We start from the raw sequence: 20,531 nt of genomic DNA, 5'->3' as shown, positions 1-20,531 counted from the left end.
TACTTCGCGAGATAGCGGGAGGCAATATTAGGGCCCTTAGTTCAGGGCAATGCCTCCCGTTTGTTCAAGCCAATCTGGCGATCAAACCCTCATACGCTGCTATAAGTCGAGAATAGTCGCGCTCGGCGGCTAGGTGTTGCAGCTTCTTATGGTCATATTCCTCCAATTTTTTGTAATAGAACGGCCAGTTTTTCGCCATATGCGCTGCCATTGCCTCGTCATATACAGCTTTCATCTCGCGCTGGGCGTTTACAACAGTTTTGTGCGCGTCCTCGGCTTGACTCTGCGCAACATCCACTGCTTTCCGTTTCTCAAGATAAAGCGCTTTCTGATCTTCGAGTTTCTGCTTCATCCTCGCAGTCTCCGAAAGACACTGACGGTTGAGATCGTCGGTTCTTCGCTGAGCGTTCAAACTGCTATCTGAAGAATCCGTCGTAAATATGCCGTAATCACAACCAACGTGAATTCTATTTGATTGAGCACCGACAAAGGTCGGAACAATACGATATTTCACTCGATCAGATTCACAGGCTTTGCTAAGCCATTTTTCCCGATCCAGTTCCAACGCAGTCGATCCGTTCTTACGTTTGACCGTTCTCCAGCCGCAGCTGCTGCCCGGAACCGCCGAAGCCGTCTCAAGAGACGAATCGGATTGCGAGGCGTATGCCGGTGCACCCGCGAGAATCGGTGTGACCAAATATGCGGTGATGGCAAATCCAAAACTTTTTGAAACTATTGTCATATTGATTCTCCTGTTCATTTCAGCACGACATTGATCCCTTACATTTGTGCTTACCCGTGACCCCCATCACGCTCCCCCAAAAACTCCCTCTTGAAAACAGAACAAACATTGAACATATAGCGGAGACCACCCTGTTCTTTTGGCCCGCTGGACTCTCTCCGGCATCTTCTGCAAAGCATCCGCATGAGTCTGACCCACATCAAAGTAAAAGGCGCCCGCGAGCATAATCTCAAGGGCGTGGATATCGAGCTTCCGCGCGAGAAGCTGATCGTGATCACCGGCCTGTCCGGCAGCGGCAAATCGAGCCTTGCCTTCGATACCATCTATGCCGAGGGGCAGCGGCGCTATGTCGAGAGCCTCAGCGCCTACGCGCGGCAGTTTCTGGAGATGATGCAGAAGCCCGATGTCGAGCATATCGAGGGGCTTTCGCCCGCGATCTCGATCGAGCAGAAGACCACCAGCCGCAATCCGCGCTCGACCGTGGCGACGGTCACCGAGATCTACGATTATATGCGGCTGCTCTGGGCGCGCGCCGGCGTACCTTATTCGCCCGCGACCGGCCTGCCGATTACCGCACAGACGGTTTCGCAGATGGTCGACCGGGTGATGACCTTGCCCGAAAAGACCCGTTTCTTCCTGCTCGCGCCCGTGGTCCGTGGCCGCAAGGGCGAATATCGCAAGGAATTGCTCGAGTGGCAGAAGGCCGGCTTCACCCGGGTCCGCGTCGATGGCGAATTTTACGATATCGAGGAAACGCCCAAGCTCGACAAGAAATACAAGCATGACATCGAGGTCGTCGTCGACCGGCTGGTCGTGCGCGAAGGTATGGAGCAAAGGCTCGCTGACAGTTTCGAGACTGCGCTGCGGCTGGCCGACGGTCTGGCATTTGTCGATCTGGCTGATGGGACGGTCGAGGAGGCTTTGGCGCTCGCCAATCGTACTTCGACAAGCTCAGCACGAACGGGCGGCGTCGCGGAAGCCCAGACACCGTTCGTGTCGAGCGAAGTCGAGACACCCCTCTCGACTACGCTCGAGGCGAACGGACAAAATCCGGACTCCCCGCAGGGCAAGATGAAAGGCACCGGCCTCCCGCCAAACCGGATCGTCTTTTCCGAACGCTTCGCCTGCCCGGTCAGCGGTTTCACCATCGAGGAAATCGCGCCGCGGCTGTTCTCGTTCAACGCGCCGCAAGGCGCCTGCCCGTCCTGCGACGGTCTCGGCGAGAAGCTCCATTTCGACACCCAGCTGATCGTGCCTAATCCGGCGCTCAGCATCAAGAAGGGCGCGGTCGTGCCATGGGCGAAATCCAACCCGCCCTCGCCATATTATATGCAGGTGCTGGGCAGTCTCGCTCGGCAATTCGAATTTGATCTCGAGACCCCGTGGAACGAATTGAGCGAACATCATCAGGATATCGTGCTCAACGGTACGCAGGGCCTGCCGGTCACGCTCCGCTTCCAGGATGGCCGCAAATCATACGAAGTGAAGAAACCGTTCGAGGGCGTAGTCGGCAATCTCAAACGGCGGATGCTGCAGACCGAGAGCGCCTGGATGCAGGAAGAGCTGGCCAAGTTTCAGGCAGCTGCGCCTTGCGAAACCTGCCACGGCGCGCGGCTCAAGCCCGAAGCGCTCGCGGTCAAGATTGCTGGCGAGGATATCAGTATCTCAACCCGCCGCAGCGTCGGCGATGCGCTCGAGTTTTTCGAGACATTGGGTGCCAAGCTGGACAAGACGCAGACCCAGATTGCCGAACCGATCCTCAAGGAAATTATCGCGCGATTGGGCTTCCTCAACAATGTCGGGCTCGACTATCTCAATCTCGACCGGACCAGCGGGACGCTCTCCGGCGGCGAAAGCCAGCGCATCCGTCTCGCCAGCCAGATCGGGTCGGGATTATCCGGCGTGCTCTATGTGCTCGACGAGCCGAGCATCGGGCTGCACCAGCGCGACAATGACCGTTTGCTGACCACGCTCAAGCGCCTCCGCGATCTCGGCAATACGGTGATCGTAGTCGAACATGACGAGGATGCGATCCGCACCGCGGACTGGGTCGTCGACATGGGACCGGGCGCTGGCGTCCACGGCGGCGAGGTTGTCGCCGAAGGCACGCTCAAACAGATATTGAAATCGAAAAAATCGCTGACCGCCGCCTATCTCAACGGCACCCGCGAAATCGAGGTGCCGAAGAAAAGGCGCAAGGGCAATGGCAAGAAACTGACCGTGCACGGCGCCACTGCCAACAATCTGCAGAATGTCACCGCCTCGATCCCGCTCGGCACCTTTACCTGTATCACCGGCCTGTCCGGCTCGGGCAAAAGCTCGCTGACCATCGACACGCTTTATGCCGCAGCAGCGCGGACGCTCAACGGCGCGCGGGTGATTGCCGGCAAACATGACAAGATCACCGGCCTGCAATATTGCGACAAGGTCATCGATATCGACCAGTCGCCAATCGGCCGCACCCCGCGGTCAAACCCGGCGACCTATACCGGTGCTTTCACCAATATCCGCGACTGGTTCGCCGGTCTGCCCGAAGCGCAGGTTCGCGGTTACAAGCCCGGCCGGTTCAGCTTCAACGTCAAGGGCGGCCGCTGCGAAGTGTGCCGCGGTGACGGGCTGATCAAGATCGAGATGCATTTCCTGCCCGACGTTTATGTCACCTGCGAGGAATGCCACGGCAAACGCTATAATCGCGAAACGCTGGAGGTGAAGTTCAAGGGCAAGTCGATCGCCGATATTCTCGACATGACGGTCGAGGACGCGGTCAGCTTCTTCAAGGCAGTGCCGCCGATCCGCGACAAAATGGCGATGCTCTATGAAGTGGGCCTCGGCTATGTGAAAGTCGGCCAACAGGCCACGACCCTGTCCGGCGGCGAAGCGCAGCGGGTCAAGCTGGCCAAGGAACTGTCGAAACGGTCAACCGGACAGACGCTCTATATTCTCGACGAGCCGACGACCGGTCTGCATTTCGAGGATGTCCGCAAGCTGCTGGAGGTGCTCCACCAGCTGGTCGAACAGGGCAATAGTGTGGTGGTGATCGAGCATAATCTCGATGTCATCAAGACCGCCGACCATATCATCGACCTCGGCCCCGAAGGCGGCGTCCGTGGAGGCGAGATTGTCGCGCAAGGCACGCCGGAAGAGGTAGCCAAGGTCAAGGCCAGCTTTACCGGCGGCTATCTCAAGGACATGCTGGCAAAGTGAGCGGCAGCCAAAGGAAGCTGCTGTTTATCTGTGTCGGCAATCGACTGCATAGTCCGATTGCCGAAACAGTGCTGAATGATGTGGAAACGGCGACTCTTAATAGCGCAGCGCTTTAGCCTGCCAAAACAGCAGCAACGGTGACAGCAGTTCGACTGCCATCGCCGCGAGTTGCTCGGTCGGTGCCGGGCCTACGGTGAGATAGGATACAAGCCTTGCACATCCACCGATGAAGAAGAATAATATCCCGAAGCGGAACAGGCTGGCTCGCCGTCTCAGATCGCCGGCGCTGTAGAAAAACATAGCGGCGACCCCGATATAAACGCCGGAATAATAACGATACTGGTTATCCAGCGCGATGCTGAACGGATCTCCTCCCATATGCTCCGCCGCTCCGAAAAAAATTCCGTTCACACCGAACCAAAGCGGAATGAAGCCAATCAAAATAGTGGCAAAGCGAAACGCGATCATATGGTATCCTCCTGTTTCCCCCTCTCACAGAACAGAGAAGGGTTTGTGACTTTACAGACTGGCTGCCCAGCCGTAGCTTGTTGAGGCTGTGATTTCGTCCAATTGCGAAGCCCCCTCATCCGGCTCCGATCAACAAATGTTTCGCAAGCGGCGAAAGCCTCTCCCTTATGAGAGAAAACTTGCGCTCATCCCAAACCCCAGAACGACCGATAACCCTTCCGACCAGTTCTGCTCCTCGCTGATCCATGAAGACTGCCACGGAGGAATCACGCTGTCAATTTTTGTGTGCAATATCAGTCACCAAGCAGTGAAAACCTGGTTCTTCATGAGAGAAGGTTTACACTTATTTGCGACAGTATGGCCTCTTTCGGCCAATTCTGGTCCCCATCGATCCGTGAAACTTGCCCCCCGAGAAAACACGCCACCGGTTTTCACGGGCAGCATCCGCCGCCAGGCGGTGAAATTCTTTTCCCTTATGAGAGGAAGCTTACACTTACTCCCAATAGCATCGGCCTCCTGTCGGCCCATTCTGCTGCCGGTTTTCATCGGCAACATCCGTTATAAGCGAGCTTCAACAGATAAATATGCGGCGGTGCCGCGATCGCCGAAAATCGGGCCCCCGACGTTCGGATATAGGGCCGCTAGAGCCGTTCAAGCCGGACCGGCAACCCGTCTTTCGGCTGCGGGATCGGGAAAACCTGCCATTTCGGTTCATAATCCGGCCCACCCTGCAGCACAACGCGGTTCTGGGTCAGCATCGCGTGCATCAAAATCTTGATTTGCATATAAGCGAAATGCAGACCGAGACACATATGTGCGCCGCCACCGAAAGGCACCCAGGCATATTTGTGACGACCGACCGAATTTTCCGGTGTGAAACGCAAGGGATCGAATTTCTCCGGTTCGGGCCAGTGTTTTTCCATCTTGTGGACAAAGCTGGGACTGACCCCGACAGTTGTGCCGGCTGGAATGGTGTAATTGCGGAAGGTAAAGTCCTTGACCGCCCGGCGTGGCATCGACGGAACCGGCGGGATCAGCCGCAGCGCTTCCTTGAACGCCATTTCGGTCAGTTCGAGCTTGCCCAGTTGTTCCATTGACAGCGCCGTTCCGGCAGGCGCCACCGACAGACATTCTTCGCGAATCTTGTCCTGCCACTCGGGATGTTTGGCAAGCAGATAGATCAGGCTGGTCGCCGACGAGGTAATCGTATCATGCGCCGCCATCATCAGAAAATTCATATGATCGACGACTTCGCCCTCGGTCAGCAGTTCGCCATTTTCATGGGTCGCCAGACAGATCTGGGTGAAGATATCCTCGCCACCCTTGGCGCGACGCGCTTTCACCTGCGGCGTGAAATATTCGAGCAGATATTCGCGCGCCTTCACGCCCTTCCACATCTTGGTAAAGGGAAGAGGCTTGCGCGCTACCCCGACAGATGCTTGGACTTCGTCGACAAAGGCCTTGTTGATCTTGTCGGCTTCCGGCCCCCAGGGGATGCCGAGAATCGCGCTGGCGGCGGTATCGAGCGAGAGCGACTTGATCGCCGGGTAAAAATTGAATTCAGTCCCGCCCCAGTCGGCTACGCGTTGCAATATACCCTCGCCCAGCACCTGACAGTGATGCTTCATCGGTCCGGGTTTGAAAGCGACCGAAAGCGCCTTGCGATCCGCCCGATGGCGATCAAAATCCATCAGCATCAAACCGCGCGGGAACAGATTGTTGAGGATCGGACCCCACCCCTGTTCGCTCGAGAATATCTTGTCCTTGTTGAACAGAATCAATTCCGCGGCATCGGCACCGAGCATGTTGACCGACCATCCGCCGAAACTGAAGGCGCGGTAGACCGAGCCATATTGCTCGAACATCCGGCGTCCAAATCCGGCAGGATCCTTGAGCAGATCCAGCGTGCAACCCAGAAACGGCAAGCCTTTCTCGCCGGGAATATGCGCCAGCTCTTCCTCGCCAGGCCGCTTCACCCAATGCGGGTTAGCCGATTCCTGAAAGGGATATCCATGCGGTTTTGTTGCGATTGTAGCCACGGGAGTGCTCCTGAACTGATATTTGAATCCGATGATAGCTACTTTCATCAATGTCAGCAAGGCTCTCCATTCATCGATTATTCAATCGCAACATGATAGCGGTGATAACGATAAAGCAGAATCGCGACCCGGCACGTCTGGTGCCGTCAGGGGCGGTTTCGAGGGAAAGAATCATGATACAATTTACGATGGCCCGGGTCCTGAAGTCCGCTGTGGCAGCTGGTGCGCTACTCAGTCTGGGCGGCTGTATGTATGGCAGCGGCGGCTATTATGGCGACGGCTATGTCAATAATGGCTATGATTGCGATCCTTATGCGCCGTTCGACGATTATTATGCGTGCGATTCCGGCTATGGCTTTGCCAATATCGGCTTCGGCGGCGGCTGGTATGATCAATATTATTATCCCGGCTATGGCATCTACATCTTCGATCGCGGCGGCAGACGCCATGCGATGCGTGACAATCACCGGCGCCACTGGGCCAGAGAACGGGCCGTATATGGCGGGCATCACGTCAGAGACCGCAATGTGAACCCGCAGCGGCGCGCCGATCGACGCCACCGGCAAGACGATCGTCGCGACGGTGCGCGGGATCAACGGCGCAGCAATCGCAGTGACAATATAGGCACGCACAATGGCCGCGGCGAACGTCCAGCAACAACGCGACCGGACCAAAATGGCCAAGCAGCCCCGACTCGCGATCGCGGTGACCGGACGGGAACGTCCGGTCGACGACCGACAAGGGCGGTCGAGCAACCACAAACCCGCGCCGAACCTGCTGCAAGGCCCGCAGAGACATCCCGGCCAGCCCGTGCCGAACGCCCGCGCTCTTCACCGAAACTCAACCGAAGCGGACGGAATCGCCCCAACGACTACTAGAAGATCCTGACGCCCGTTTGCTGATCGAGGCTTGCCCGATGAAATGGAGAACCTTTCAGTATGCACCGGATTGTATGATTCCAGCCGATGGCCAGCAGAATGGTTAAGACAATTGTAATCATAGTGAATAGCCTATAACCTGCATTCCCGAGTTAGGTTTCGAGGAATTTTGGCGATGGCGACGGCATTTAGCGACATTCAACCCGATGATTACACACCGTCGGAACAGCATCCCCAGCATGGCGTCATCATTGGCGGACCGGCCGCTCGGGCTAAGCGCATCGAATATGGCATATTGCTTTCCTCGATGGTCATCGGTTCGCTCGGGGCCCTTTATTGGACCATCTTCCATTCCACCGGCTGGGTAGAATGGTCTGCCTTTCTGTTCGGTTTCGCCCTGATCAACATGGGCGTCGGCATCGGCTATCACCGCTATTTCACTCACCGCGCCTTCGAAGCGGGACCAAAAATGCGTCTCGCCATGGGCATCATGGCGCAAATGGCCTGCCAGGCTTCGGTGTTGAAGTGGGCAGCCGACCATCGCCGCCATCACGCTTTTTCCGATGATGTCGGTGACGTCCATAGCCCCTATGTCGACGGCCATGGCAAGAAAATGCCGGTCTGGAAAGGCCTGGGCATCGCCCATTTTGGCTGGCTGTTCGACAATACGACCTCCGACATGCGCGTCTATGGCAAAGGCCTGATCGACGATCCGCAGGTCTTGTGGTGCCACAAGCATCGCTGGTCGATCGCAATCTTCTCGAGCATCATCCTGCCGGCTCTCTGGGCGCTGGCCTTTGGCGGACCGGAATATATCATCGGTACCATTCTGATCGGCGGCTTTTTCCGCAACTTCTTCTTCCTGAATTTCGTCATGGGCGTGAACAGCATCGGCCATGTCTTCGGCTCGCAGCGGTTCAAGACCAAGGACGGTTCACGGAACAACTGGTTCATGGCGTGGATGACCTTTGGCGACGGATGGCACAACAACCATCACCAGCACCCGCGCGCGGCATCATCGCAAGTGGCCTGGTGGGAATTCGATCTCAACGGCCAGATCATCTATCTATGGGAAAAAATGGGCCTGGTCTGGAACGTCCAGCGGGCGCCTGCCTATATTCGCAACGAAAAGGGCGAATGGGTCCAGAAAAAAGCGAAAGTCGCAATCCCCGGTCTGGCCGAGCCAGAAGTCATGTCGGCTGACGATGGCGGCATAATGTTCCCCGCCAAGGATAAGCAGCATCATATAGAACCGGCCGAGTGACAGGAAGCGAAGCGTTCCGCTAATGTGATCGCAAGGTGATTGTCGCGGAGACCGCGCCATTGCCTGCCGGATTGACGTTGAGCGCTTCGACCGCAATTCCCTCCCGTTCGATCCGTGCCAGCCAGCCGAATAGCGCTGTCGGCTTGGCCGATTCCACTACCATGTTGACCCGGTTGCCCGACTGCGGAACGACAGAGCCGACCGCAATCCCGGTTTCACCCGCGCTCTGGCTGACGAAAGTATCGATCGCGCCGCTGAACTTGACCGTCGTCCCGTCGACCGGCTGCTGAAGCGCAGCCACTTTGGACTCGATCCGCGCCTGCTGCTCGACCGCGTCGACATAGCGTTCTTCTGCAGCGGTCATCGCACCGAGCATCGGCCGTGCGATGCCATAATAGCCGACCAGTCCGGCCAGTAGCAGGCCGGCAACCCCGACTAGGACCCTCTCCCTCTGGCTGAGTCCGACAAACCAGTTTCTTGCATTGTCGATCATGGTGCCCTCACCGTAATATCCGCTTGTGCTGATCCCGTGGCATCGGTGCGCGGGGTTGCGGTGATGAGGAAACCCGCTTCCTGCATCGCCAGCAGGGCCGGATTGATATCCTCGTTACGGACCGCGGACAATGTCGCCGACAGGATCCCGTTCTCGCCATAAGCCATCCGGCTTATCGATACATTCGGGACCTGTTGCAGCGCGGAATAGAGCGCCGACGCCGGAACCGGGAACATGATATTGCCGCGATTTTCGGCTACCAGCCGCTGGTCCAGCGCGCGTTCGGCGCTGTCCGGATTCTCCTGTTCGCCAACGACGGGAGCGGCACTGACCAGAGCAGCCTCGTCTGCTGCGCTGGCCGCCCAATGATATTTCGCCAGTTGCACCAGTGGAACCGCCAGCGAAACGACGACCAGCGCCGCCGCCATCCAGCCGAGCCGGCGCTTTTGCTTTGCATCCATCGCGCGCTGGGTCTTTTTAGCAAACGGCCCGCTGCGAAAATTCAGATCGGATTTCCCGGACGCACCGGCCAGCATCGCGTCAAATGCGTCACCGGCAATCGGCGTAATGACCTGGTCGGCAAATAGAATTTCCCGCAAAGCCGGATCATCGGTGGCAATGAGATTATCCGCGCGAACCACCTGATCGAATCCGAAATCTGCTGATACAGCACCTTCTGGGGTGACGGGCAGCAACCAGCCCGACGGAAGAATCGCATCCGGATCCAGTTCCAGCGCCTGCAAGCGTACCAGCCCGGCAGATAATATATCCCGTCCGACCGACGCCGTGACCACCGCGCCTGCGCTATCCCCCGTATCAATCATCGTCGAGACGATGTGAAGATTTGCGCTGTCCAGACTATTGGCTTTCGCCGCGATACCCGCAGCGGCAAGCGCCTGATTGTCGGTCACGTCGCTCATCGTTTCATGCGCCATGATCGTGGTCAGATACGACGCGACTAGCGCGACGACGCGAATATCGGCCTGCGCCTCGTCCAGCCCACCAGTCTGCGACGCAACCCGGGGATCGGGATCGCATCCCGCTGCCAGCACTGCGCCATCGGCGACGCGCCACCAATAGAGCGCTTCATCATCGGCAGCCGGAAAGGCAATCAGGAGAAGATTCGGGTTCACGCGCTGCTGTTCTTATTCAGCGTAAATATCGGCATTGTCATCATCGCCGCCCGGCGCGCCGTCGGCACCCAGCGAGTAGAGATCAAAACCGGGGCCATTACGGCCCGGATTGTCATATTGATAAGGCCGTCCCCACGGATCGTCGGGCAGTTTCTTGATATAGCCCCCCTGCCGGTAGCGAGCGGTAGTCGCCAGCGATGCCGGAGGAGCGATCAGGGACTGCAGCCCGTCGGACGAACCGGGATAGGCCAGATTGTCGAGCCGGTACATTTCCAGCGCCTGGCCGAGCGTCGCAATATCTGCGCGCGCCTTCTGGACCATCGCGCGGTCCTGACTGGGCAATACATTGATCACGACAATCGTCGTCAGCAGGCCGAGGATGAAGATCACCACCATCAGTTCGACCAGCGTGAAGCCGTTGCGCTTTTTCTGCTTTTTGCCTTCCGGAGCCGAAGCCGTTTCTGGGTTTTCAATTTCTGTCGTCATGATCATTCCTTTTTCCGGCCCTATAGTCCGGCAAGATTCTGAAGCTGCAGGATCGGTAATAATATCGCCAATATCACCACCGCGACCAGTCCGCCGAGCGCCACAATGATGATTGGTTCGAGCAAGGACAAGGCGGTTGAGCTGAAATTGTCAAATTCCCGTTCCAGATAACCCGCCGCCCGCGCCAGCATGTCGTCCAGCTGCCCCGATGCTTCGCCGCTGGAGGTCATATAGACCAGCATCGGCGGAAACACGCCGGTATTTTTGAGCGCCGTCGACAGGCTGCCGCCGCCTCTTATCGCTTCCACCATATCTTCCGAAGCCTTACGCAGCACGCTGTTGTGGATCGTTTCGGTGGTCAGCCGCAATCCCTCGATAATCGGCAGGCGGCTGGCCACCATGGTCGACAGGGTCCGCGCCAGACGCGCCGCGTGCAAATCGCGCAGCAAACGGCCGACAAATGGCAGGCGCAGCAGGAAACCGTCAAAGCGATATTTGAGTTGCGGTTCCTTGAGCGCACGCCATCCGAGCAACAAGGCCAGTCCGATCACAATAGCAATCGCCCACCACCAGTCCGCAAGAAAGCTGGAAATCCCGATGACGAGCCGCGTCACCATCGGTAGTTGCTGGTTCACATCGTCAAACTGCTCGACCACCTTGGGCACAACCGCGATCATCAGTAGCGCGACGACGACGACCGAGACCAGAGCCAGCACCGCCGGATAGGCCAATGTGCCGATCAATTTTCCGCGCAATTCGGCCTGTCGCTCGAGCAAGTCCGCCAGTCTTTCGGTAATATCGGGCAAAGTGCCGGAGCTTTCCCCGGCGGCGATCATCGCCCGGTAGAGCGGCGGAAAGCTTTTCGGTTCGCGCCGCATGGCCTCCGACAATCGCTGCCCCTCGATCACCCCGCCGTGCACCGTCCCAATCCGCTGCTGCACATGCGGTTTTTCATTCTGGTTGCCGATCAGCCGCAGCGCTTCCTCGAGCGGGCTGACTTGCACCAGCGAGGATAATTGCCGCGTGAATAATGTGAGTTCTTTTGTTGTCAGCTTTTTCGGACCGAACAGTCCGGCAGATTCCTTGGCCTGCTTGCCCTTCTTGCCCTGCGCCGCCTCCATCTTGACGACATAGAAATTGCGCTCGGTCAGCTTCGCCCGCGCAGCATCATCGCTGGCGGCGGCCAGCCGCCCGGTCTTCTCCCGGCCCTTGGGGTCGATTGCGGTATAGGCAAATTCAGGCATCGACCGCTTCGCTTTCGCGCCTGGAGATGCGGATTGCCTCTTCGGCCGTGGTCAGTCCTTCGCGGACAAGCGCTCTCGCGGCGACGCCCAGATGCGGCTGGTTACGGAACGCATGGGCACTGATCGCGGCCTCGTCGCCACCGTCGTTGATCAGCTTGCGCAACGTGTCGTCGATGCGGATCGCCTCGAACACGCCAATGCGTCCTTGAAAGCCGGTCTGGTTGCAATGTTCGCAGCCGGTCTCGCGGTAAACTACCGTGCCATTGTCGAAACCGAGCAGTGAGGCCAGGCTGCCATCAACTGGAAACGGCGTACGACAATGCTCACATAGCTGGCGGACAAGACGCTGGGCGATAACCGCGCGCAAGGTCGAGGCGAGCAGAAACGGCTCCACCTTCATGTCGCGCATTCTGGTAATTGCTCCGACCGCGTCATTGGTGTGCACTGTCGAGAGCACGAGATGGCCGGTGAGGCTGGCCTGCACCGCAATCTCCGCTGTCTCGCGGTCGCGTATCTCGCCGATCATCACGACGTCGGGGTCTTGCCGCAGGATGGCGCGCAGACCGGCGGCAAAGGTCAGGCCTACCTTCGCGTTCACCTGCGTCTGGCCAATGCCCTCGATCGCATATTCGACCGGATCCTCGACGGTCAGGATATTGCGGCTGCCGTCGTTGAGCTGCTTGAGCCCGGCATAAAGCGTGGTGGTCTTGCCCGATCCGGTTGGGCCAGTGACCAGGATGATACCATTGGGTTCCGAAAGCGCATCGGTCAGGATCGCGTGGGTGCTTGGCGACATGCCAAGCAGATCGAGCGATATCCCTGCGCTTTCCTTGTCGAGAATCCGCATCACGACCCGTTCGCTGGCCCGGTTCGGCAGCGTCGAAACACGCACATCGAGTAATTTCCCACCCAGCGTCAGGCTGATCCGGCCATCCTGCGGAATCCGGCGTTCGGCTATATCGAGCCGCGCCATCACCTTGATACGGTTGACGATCACACCGGCAACATGCGGCGGCATACGCAGTTTTTCAGTCAGCACGCCATCGACCCGCATCCGCACCACCAGACCCGTCTCATAGGGTTCGATATGAATGTCCGAAGCGCCCTGCCTCGCGGCTTCGGCGATAATCCCGTTGATCAGCCGGATCGTCGGCGCATCATCGGCGCTGTCGAGCAGATCCTCGGCGCTCGGAATATCGCCGGCAATATCATCCAGCCCCTCGCCCGCCAGCGCCATATCACCGGCCATGGCGGCAGCAGAGCCGTCCATCGCATAATGGGCGCTGAGCAATTTCTCGAACGCCGGACCGTCGACCCGTTCCACGTCAAAGGGCATCGCCAGATAACGGCGCACCTCGAGCAAGGCAGACGGATCGGAACCCTCGCGCATCGCGAGCGACAGCCGTTCACCGCTGCGATCCTGTATCAGCAGACCATGATCGCGGGCATAAGCATAAGGCAGGTCCTTGATAGCCACCGACATAAGCGCCCCGCCATCCGCTTCGGAGACCACCGCTTCTGTTCCCCGAGCGATCTTCATCATCGCTTCCCGCTGGTCCCGCTCGCTGGCAAAGGAGCCTGCTCGATCATGCCGCTGTCCCTGACCGCAGGCATTTCGCCCGGGGCATAAATGATCTGGTCATCCGGACGCGTTTCGGCCGACGGCGGCACGGTGCCGAGATAATCGCGTACCAGAGCGTCAATCGACGGCTCCTCGTCCGGAGTGCGGGCAAGCTGGCGATCACGGATATACCCATAGCGCGCACTCGAGAAACGCCGTGCATCGTTCGGATCTTTCAGGATCGTCGGGCGAATGAAGACCATCAAATTGGTTTTGACCCGCGATCGGCCGCGCGATTTGAACAATTCTCCGATGACTGGAATATCACCGAGAAACGGGATTTTCTGGATCGTGCGCCGTTCATTGTCGTCGAGCAGACCGCCGAGCGCGATAATCTCGCCATTGCCGACCGTGACCGTGGTGTTGATTTCGCGTTTGTTGATGATCAGCTCGTTGAAATCGTCGGAAACCGGACCGGCGATCGAGCTGACCTGCTGGCGTAATTCCATCCGCACCTCGTTGCCGGCATTGATCTGCGGGGTCACTTCCAGCTCGATCCCGACATTCTGCCGCTGGATCGTGCGAAACGCATTGTCGAAATTGCCGGACAGCGCTTCACCGGTCGACACCGGAATTTCCTGTCCGAACAAGATACTGCCCTTGAGGTTGTTGTTCACGGTCAGCGAAGGCGTCGACAGCACGTTGCTGTCGGTGTCCGACTGGATCGCATTGATGATCGCGCCCAATATGGCGCTACCCCCCAGGCTGGTAGCAAAGCCGCCAAAACCGCCACGTGCAGCAAGTACAGAATCCGCCGCATTCTGCCGCAATGCATCGCCGACCGAGCTGTTTGTCGTCACCGTTGTCGCAGTATCGGTGGTCGTGGTCGTGGTCGTGTCAAACTGGTCGGCGAGCAATCCGCCGGCAACGTCGACAATATTGGGCGAGGCATTGGAGAAATTGGTCACGGCAAAGGGTACATTCTCGCCGCCGACCAGCCATTGCACGCCCAGTTCGCGAGCCAGAGACTCCGAAATCTCGACGATGATCGCTTCGACCACCACCTGCTCCTGCCGCGTATCCAGCTGGCGGATCACTTCGCCGATCATCCGCTGGACGTCGGGATTGGCAGCGACAATGATCGCGTTGGTTCCTTCCAGACGGGTTACGATCGACGGACCACGGCTGGCAATGCCATTGCCGCCGTTGCTGACAGCAGCCGGTGCTGCCGCGCCTTCACCGCCGCCAGCTGGCGTAACCGTCGCCGAACCGCCGCTTGTCCCTTTGTTTCCCAGCAGGCTCTCGATCACCGGCAAAAGATGCTCGGCATTGGCATAGTCCAGCCGGTGGACCCGTATCTCGGTTCCCGATTCCGCGCCTTTGTCCAGTTCCCGTGCCATTTGCGCAAAGCGCGTCACCGCACCGGGATCACCGCGCAGAGCGACGCTGTTGCTGCTGTCGATCGGCACAACGGTCACCGGCGCGCGCAGGCCTTCGCCACCGCCCTGTGCAGCCAGCGCCTGCAGCGAGGTTGCGATTTCGCGGGCACCGGCGTTCTTCAGAGTGATGATCGTGCTCGCGGCGCTGTCGCGGTCTATCTCTCCGACCAGACTGCGAATCCGCCTGATATTGTCGGCATAGTCGACGATGACCAGACTGTTGGCGTTGCGGTTGGCGGTAATCGAGCCCTGCTTGCTGACCAATGGTCGCAATGTTTCCAGCGCCTCGGACGCAACAATCGATTTGAGCCGGACGACCTCGGTCACCATCTGGTTGCCCTCGGCGCCACGCGAACCGATCCGGGTCGGCTGCGAAGCCGCGCCATCGGCGGGCTGGATGCGATAGGCACCACGGGTCGTCGGAATCGCGACCAGATTATTGGCGCGCAGGGTAGAGAGAAATATCTCGAAATATTCCGAACGGCTGAGCGGACGGTCGGTGACCACCGAAACCTTGCCCTGCACCCGGCTGTCGAGAATGAAGGTACGGCCAGTGACCTTTGCCGCGTCCTGTACGAAAGCGCGAATGTCGGCATCGCGGACATTGAGCGTATGCTGGGCCGACGCGGGCGCAGCCGACAGGCTCGCACAAAGCGCAAGGACCGCCATGATCCGGGTGAAAAAGCTACGCATTAAGGGGCTCCCAGATTGACTGCTATCGGAACTGTATCGGCTCCGCGCTCTACTTCGACCGACAGGCGCGTGCCCGGCCGGATTTGACTTTTCAACGCTTCGATATCGCCGGTCGAACCGACCGGATTGCCGTTGATCGACACGATGATATCGCCGTTGCGAAAACCGGCGCTGTTGAACTGAGCGCCATCTCCCAGGGGAGACATTACGATGCCGGTCACCCGGCCCTGATCGTTGCGCGGTGCCAGCGATGCGACACCGGGAATTTCATTGCCGCCTGTGGTCAGGGACGCAGGCGCAACCGGATCGTCCGTGCCCACCGTTTGCGCCGGTATCGACTGGTCGAGATACAGGCTTTCGCGAACCCCGCCCCGATCGATGATCACATGGTCGAACTCAACGCTGCTCAGCGTGACACCGGACATAATTTCTTCGCCCACGACATAATTTGTCTGCACCCCGTCCGGTCCCGCCAGAATGGCCGAACCCAGTCCCGAGGCCTCGTTCATCCGGATGCCAAAGAGCGTCAGTTGCAACGACGTCACCACATTGGCGCTCTGTGCCGCATCGCTGCGGAAAAACGGATCGAAGCTGCTGAACAGGGTCAGACGCGATTGCGGTGACAGGATTTGCACATCATTGGCGCGATAGTCGCCGACAGGGCCCAGCGGGGTCAGCACCAGCCAGATCAGGCGAACTGCCTGAACCAGAAGCAGAACAGCCAATATGGCGAACAGAACAGGATAAGGACCCCTCTGGTTATACCAGCGGGCCAAGTTGCCAAATCTGTCCGAAAAGCTGTTTCCCACGAATCCCCGCAACCTTGCAATCCCGTCGCGCTATAGCGATTCCACGACCATTCGACGACTCATTGATGACATAAATATTACAGGTTAAACCGAACAGCCACAAAGCATTAGGGCAATCGCATGTCCAGCAGAGTGCCAAGATCGTCGAGTGCCTGCTGCTCGGCCGACACCTTGATTGCTGCCATGCCGAGCGCTGCTGCCGGTTTGCAGTTGATCCCGAGATCATCGAGATAGATACATTGTGCCGGCTCGACATCCAGCGCCTCGCACATCATCTGGTAAATCCGCGGATCGGGTTTGCGGATACCCGCCTTGCTGCTCTCGATAATATGGTCGAAGCGCTGCATGACAGCTTGCACCGCGGCGGCTTTCTCATCGTCCATAGCCATGCCCGCACCCTTGCCGGCCGGTACATTATTGGTGATGCAGGAAATCGTCAGCCCTTCGGCTTTCAGACGGTCGAGCGTTGCCACCATCCGCGGACGCACATCACCGGCCAGTCGCGCCAGCACATCGGCGCCACGCAATTCTATGCCAATCGCGCGTGCTTCCTCAGCAAAAGCCTCGTCAAAGCCGGCGCCGTCGATTTCCGCGCGCTCAAAGCGGGCCCATGCATTGTGATCGGGATTGGCGCTGTTGATCTGGCGCACGCTGTCTTTCGGCACACCCTTTTCCGCCTCCAGCCGGTTGAACGCTTCAAAGGGGGACGATGTGATCACGCCGCCAAAGTCAAAAATTACGGTCTTATATGTCATGCAACAACTGCTCCAAAAATTGATCCGATGGCGGCGGTGGCAGCCATCGCAGCTGCCCCCCAGAAAGTCACGCGAACCACAGGCCGCAACATCGGCGCGCCACCAAGTATGGCTCCGACGGCTCCCAGCGCGGCAAGCAACAACAAGGCTGTGCCGGACACAATCCAGATCAACATCTGTCCGCTGAACAGCGCCGCAAGAATGACGGGCAGGATCGCCCCGGCTGCAAATGCCAGAGCGGAAGCAGCGGCGGCCTGTAAAGGCTTGGCAGAGAAATGCTTGGTCAAGCCAAGCTCGTCGCGCAAATGCGTGCCCAGAGCATCATGCGCGGTGAGCTGGTCGGCAACCTTCTCGGCAAGATCGGCGGTCAATCCGCGATTCTTGTAAATCGATATAAGCTCCAGCCGCTCGGCCCTGGGCTGGTTCTCCAGCTCCCAGGCTTCCTTGGCCCGCTCCGCCTTCTCGCTATCGGCCTGCGAACTGACCGAGACATATTCGCCCGCAGCCATCGACATCGCCCCGGCCACCAGCCCGGCGAATGCGGTGAGCAAGATCGTCTCCTGCGAGGTGGCGGCGGCGGCCACCCCGACGACCAGACTGGCGGTCGAGACAATCCCGTCATTGGCCCCCAATACGGCAGCGCGCAGCCAGCCTACCCGGTCAAGCCGGTGTTTTTCATTATGCACTATTGCCAAGATGGATTCCTATTTGTTCAAATATTCCAGTTTCAGACCCGGGCGTTTCCAGCGGGTCTTGGCGAGCTTTCCGCTTCCCGACAGACATATCCATGCATCCATCATATCGTCCCCGCCGAAGCAGATATTGGTGGTGAAGATATCCGGCGTCGGAACAAATTCGACCAGCTCGCCCTCGGGAGAGACAACGCTGATCCCGCACTCGCCAATCGTCGCAACGCAGATATTGCCGCATTCCTCCATCGCCAGACTGTCGAAAAATTTATAGCCGGAGGGGCGGTAGAGCGGAATGCCGGGACCACCGGGGCCTGCGTCGGGTGCGACCTTGCCGGGGGCGGTAATGTTGAATTTCATCAGCCTGCAGGTGAAGGTTTCCGCGGCGTAGAGCGTGTTCCCGTCCGGTGAAATGCCGATACCATTGGGATTATTCGAAGGAAAGATCACTTCTTCCAGATGGCTGCCGTCGGCCTTGGCATAGAAAATCCCGACGATATCGTGACAGCGCTTCGCATAGTCGGTCTTGCCATGATCGGTGAACCAGAAGCCGCCATGGGCGTCGAACTGGATATCATTGGGCCCGCGCAGGATGCAGCCGAAATCGCCGTCATTATAGAGGGTTTCGACTTCGCCGGTATCGGGGTCGACCCGCTGGATGCTGCCGCCGACATAATCCTTGGCAATACCGGCCGGGGTCAGGAAACCGTTTTCTTCCCGATATTCGAAGCCGCCATTGTTGCAGACATAGATTTTGCCATCCGGCCCCATGGCCGCGCCATTGGGACCGCCGCCGGTTTTCGCGACCAGCTTCTTGGTGCCGTCGGGCAATATACGGGTGAGCTGCTGGGCCTCGATTTCGACCAAAATGACGCTGCCATCCGGCATCGCAATCGGCCCCTCGGGAAAGCGCAGACCTTCGGTGACTATCTCCATGACTTTTTCCTCTCGAATTTTGTTACAGTCATTGCGGGAATTAAACGACAAGTCTAGTGCCAAGAGAGACAGTTTCAGGAGCAACTATGTCCAACGCATATCCCAAAAAATTGCAACTCCACATTGATGGCGAATGGATCGATGGCGAGGATCGCGAGGTCCATCAGGTCGTCAATCCGGCGACGGGTGAAGCCATTTCCGATCTGCCCAAGGCGACCAAAGCCGATCTCGACCGGGCGCTCGACGCAGCCGACCGCGCCTTTCCGGTCTGGCGCGACACATCGGTGGCCGAGCGCGCCGTGATATTGCACAAGGCGGCAGACCTGATGCGCGAGCGGGCACCGGAAATCGGCCGCCTGATGACCTACGAGCAAGGCAAGCCGCTGGCCCAGGCGATCGGCGAAGTCACCGCTTCCGCCAGCCATTTCGATATCATGGCCGAAGAAGCCAAGCGTTGCTATGGCCGTGTTCTCGTGCGCCCGGCAGGCCAGAACAGTTTCGTGAAATATCAGCCCGTCGGGCCGGTAGCAGCATTCAGTCCGTGGAATTTCCCTGTCTTCACCCCGGTACGCAAACTCGCGCCTGCGATAGCCGCCGGCTGCTCGATCATTCTCAAACCGGCAGAAGAAACCCCGGCCAGTCCGATCGAGATGATCCGTTGTCTCGTCGATGCCGGCTTGCCCTCCGGCGTCGCACAAGTCGTCTTTGGCGATCCGGCCGAAGTTTCGAGCCATCTCATTGCCTCGCCGGTCATCCGCAAGATCAGCTTCACCGGATCGGTTCCGGTCGGCAAACATCTGATGAAACTGGCTGCCGAAGGCATGAAGCGCACGACCATGGAACTGGGCGGACACGCACCGGTGCTGGTTTTCGATGACTGCGATCTGGAAAAGACGCTCGATCTGGTTGTAACCGGAAAATTCCGCAACGCCGGTCAGGTCTGCGTCTCGCCGACCCGTTTCTATGTCCAGTCGGGTATCTATGACCGCTTTGAAAAGGCCTTCACCGAACGCGCACAAAAGATCAGCGTCGGCGACGGCTTTGATGCCGTTGATATGGGGCCGCTCGCCAATCCCCGTCGTCCAAGCGCCATGGGCGCGATGATTGACGACGCGCGGACCAAGGGTGCCGATGTCCGGCTGGGCGGCGAACGGCGCGGCGACAAGGGATTTTTCTTTGACCCCACCGTGCTGTCCCACGTCCCGCTCGACGCCAATATCATGAACGACGAGCCGTTCGGCCCGGTCGCGGTGCTGCGACCCTTCGACACGCTCGACGAAGCAATAGATCAGGCCAACCGCCTGCCGCTCGGTCTGGCCGCTTACGCTTTCACCAATAATCTGCACACGGCCAATATGGTCGGCGACAAAATCGAGGCGGGCATGGTCGCGATAAACAATCTGACCGTCAGCCCCGGCGATGCACCTTTTGGCGGGGTCAAGGAAAGTGGCCACGGATCGGAAGACGGACCCGACGGACTGAAAGCCTATATGGTGACCAAAGCGATCCATCAGGCCTGAACAAAATAATCTACTCACTTCCGCGCATGCGGAACATGTATTTCTATTTTGTCACGCGAAGCCGCGAAGGCGCAAAGAGGTTGGGGCAAGACGAAAATTCTTCGTGTCTTCGCGGCTTCGCGTGATAACTATGCGACGATATTTGAAGAATGAGGGATATTCCCGCTTTCGCGGGAAG

17 protein-coding genes are annotated in these 20,531 nt (G+C 58.6%); 4 read left to right on the top strand and 13 right to left on the bottom strand.

Annotated elements, in window-relative coordinates; genetic code table 11:
• Positions 1 to 64: 64 nt before the first annotated feature.
• Complete coding sequence (locus tag AAC060_RS04635; RefSeq protein ID WP_339823389.1) at positions 65 to 742, bottom strand: hypothetical protein; 678 nt, start codon at positions 740 to 742, stop codon at positions 65 to 67.
• A gap of 183 nt (positions 743 to 925) precedes the next feature.
• Here AAC060_RS04635 and uvrA point away from each other — a divergent pair, with 183 nt between their 5' ends.
• Positions 926 to 3,946, top strand: a complete 3,021-nt coding sequence (uvrA, locus tag AAC060_RS04630; protein WP_339823388.1) for an excinuclease ABC subunit UvrA — start codon at positions 926 to 928, stop codon at positions 3,944 to 3,946.
• A 96-nt stretch (positions 3,947 to 4,042) separates the two neighbouring features.
• Here the strand turns inward: uvrA and AAC060_RS04625 are convergent, their stop codons facing one another.
• Positions 4,043 to 4,414: a DUF4345 domain-containing protein gene (locus AAC060_RS04625; protein WP_339823387.1), complete on the bottom strand. Its 372-nt coding sequence runs from the start codon at positions 4,412 to 4,414 to the stop codon at positions 4,043 to 4,045.
• Between the two features lie 641 nt (positions 4,415 to 5,055).
• Complete coding sequence (locus AAC060_RS04620; RefSeq protein ID WP_339823386.1) at positions 5,056 to 6,453, bottom strand: cytochrome P450; 1,398 nt, start codon at positions 6,451 to 6,453, stop codon at positions 5,056 to 5,058.
• A gap of 173 nt (positions 6,454 to 6,626) precedes the next feature.
• Here AAC060_RS04620 and AAC060_RS04615 point away from each other — a divergent pair, with 173 nt between their 5' ends.
• Both AAC060_RS04615 and AAC060_RS04610 read left to right on the top strand, forming a co-directional pair.
• Complete coding sequence (locus tag AAC060_RS04615) at positions 6,627 to 7,331, top strand: hypothetical protein (protein WP_339823384.1); 705 nt, start codon at positions 6,627 to 6,629, stop codon at positions 7,329 to 7,331.
• A 175-nt stretch (positions 7,332 to 7,506) separates the two neighbouring features.
• Complete coding sequence (locus tag AAC060_RS04610) at positions 7,507 to 8,595, top strand: acyl-CoA desaturase (protein ID WP_339823382.1); 1,089 nt, start codon at positions 7,507 to 7,509, stop codon at positions 8,593 to 8,595.
• 19 nt (positions 8,596 to 8,614) lie between these two features.
• Here AAC060_RS04610 and gspM read toward each other — a convergent pair whose 3' ends face one another.
• From gspM to AAC060_RS04560, 10 genes are all read right to left on the bottom strand, one after another.
• Positions 8,615 to 9,088, bottom strand: a complete 474-nt coding sequence (gene gspM, locus AAC060_RS04605) for a type II secretion system protein GspM (RefSeq protein ID WP_339823380.1) — start codon at positions 9,086 to 9,088, stop codon at positions 8,615 to 8,617.
• The gene (locus tag AAC060_RS04600) at positions 9,085 to 10,221 is read right to left on the bottom strand and encodes a hypothetical protein (RefSeq protein ID WP_339823379.1); all 1,137 of its coding nucleotides are present in this window, start codon (positions 10,219 to 10,221) and stop codon (positions 9,085 to 9,087) included. The genes gspM and AAC060_RS04600 overlap by 4 nt, the downstream gene beginning before the upstream one ends.
• Positions 10,222 to 10,233: 12 nt before the next feature.
• Positions 10,234 to 10,707: a type II secretion system major pseudopilin GspG gene (gene gspG, locus AAC060_RS04595; RefSeq protein ID WP_339823377.1), complete on the bottom strand. Its 474-nt coding sequence runs from the start codon at positions 10,705 to 10,707 to the stop codon at positions 10,234 to 10,236.
• 20 nt (positions 10,708 to 10,727) lie between these two features.
• The gene (gspF, locus tag AAC060_RS04590) at positions 10,728 to 11,951 is read right to left on the bottom strand and encodes a type II secretion system inner membrane protein GspF (RefSeq protein ID WP_339823376.1); all 1,224 of its coding nucleotides are present in this window, start codon (positions 11,949 to 11,951) and stop codon (positions 10,728 to 10,730) included.
• A complete protein-coding gene (gspE, locus tag AAC060_RS04585) occupies positions 11,944 to 13,434 on the bottom strand; it encodes a type II secretion system ATPase GspE (protein WP_339823795.1) in 1,491 nt (496 codons plus the stop codon). Before gspE ends, gspF begins: the two co-directional genes overlap by 8 nt.
• A gap of 56 nt (positions 13,435 to 13,490) precedes the next feature.
• Positions 13,491 to 15,644 carry a type II secretion system secretin GspD gene (gene gspD / locus AAC060_RS04580; protein WP_339823375.1) on the bottom strand — a complete coding sequence of 718 codons (2,154 nt, stop codon included), beginning with the start codon at positions 15,642 to 15,644 and terminating at the stop codon, positions 13,491 to 13,493.
• Positions 15,644 to 16,420, bottom strand: coding sequence for a type II secretion system protein N (locus tag AAC060_RS04575; protein ID WP_339823373.1), 777 nt, complete (start codon positions 16,418 to 16,420; stop codon positions 15,644 to 15,646). The genes gspD and AAC060_RS04575 overlap by 1 nt, the downstream gene beginning before the upstream one ends.
• A 140-nt stretch (positions 16,421 to 16,560) precedes the next feature.
• Positions 16,561 to 17,208 (bottom strand): HAD-IA family hydrolase, encoded by a 648-nt coding sequence (locus AAC060_RS04570; protein WP_339823371.1) that lies wholly within the window; start codon positions 17,206 to 17,208, stop codon positions 16,561 to 16,563.
• The gene (locus AAC060_RS04565; protein WP_339823369.1) at positions 17,205 to 17,903 is read right to left on the bottom strand and encodes a VIT family protein; all 699 of its coding nucleotides are present in this window, start codon (positions 17,901 to 17,903) and stop codon (positions 17,205 to 17,207) included. The genes AAC060_RS04570 and AAC060_RS04565 overlap by 4 nt, the downstream gene beginning before the upstream one ends.
• Before the next feature lie 9 nt (positions 17,904 to 17,912).
• Entirely contained in the window at positions 17,913 to 18,833 is a 921-nt protein-coding gene (locus AAC060_RS04560) for an SMP-30/gluconolactonase/LRE family protein (protein WP_339823368.1), read from the bottom strand.
• A gap of 86 nt (positions 18,834 to 18,919) precedes the next feature.
• Between AAC060_RS04560 and AAC060_RS04555 the strand changes: the two genes are divergently transcribed.
• On the top strand, positions 18,920 to 20,353 hold the full coding sequence (locus tag AAC060_RS04555) for an NAD-dependent succinate-semialdehyde dehydrogenase (protein WP_339823365.1): 1,434 nt from the start codon (positions 18,920 to 18,922) through the stop codon (positions 20,351 to 20,353).
• The last annotated feature ends 178 nt before the right edge of the window (positions 20,354 to 20,531 follow it).

Source organism: uncultured Parasphingorhabdus sp. (assembly GCF_963975555.1).
GTDB lineage: Bacteria > Pseudomonadota > Alphaproteobacteria > Sphingomonadales > Sphingomonadaceae > Parasphingorhabdus.
This window is presented reverse-complemented; position numbering and strand designations above follow the sequence as displayed.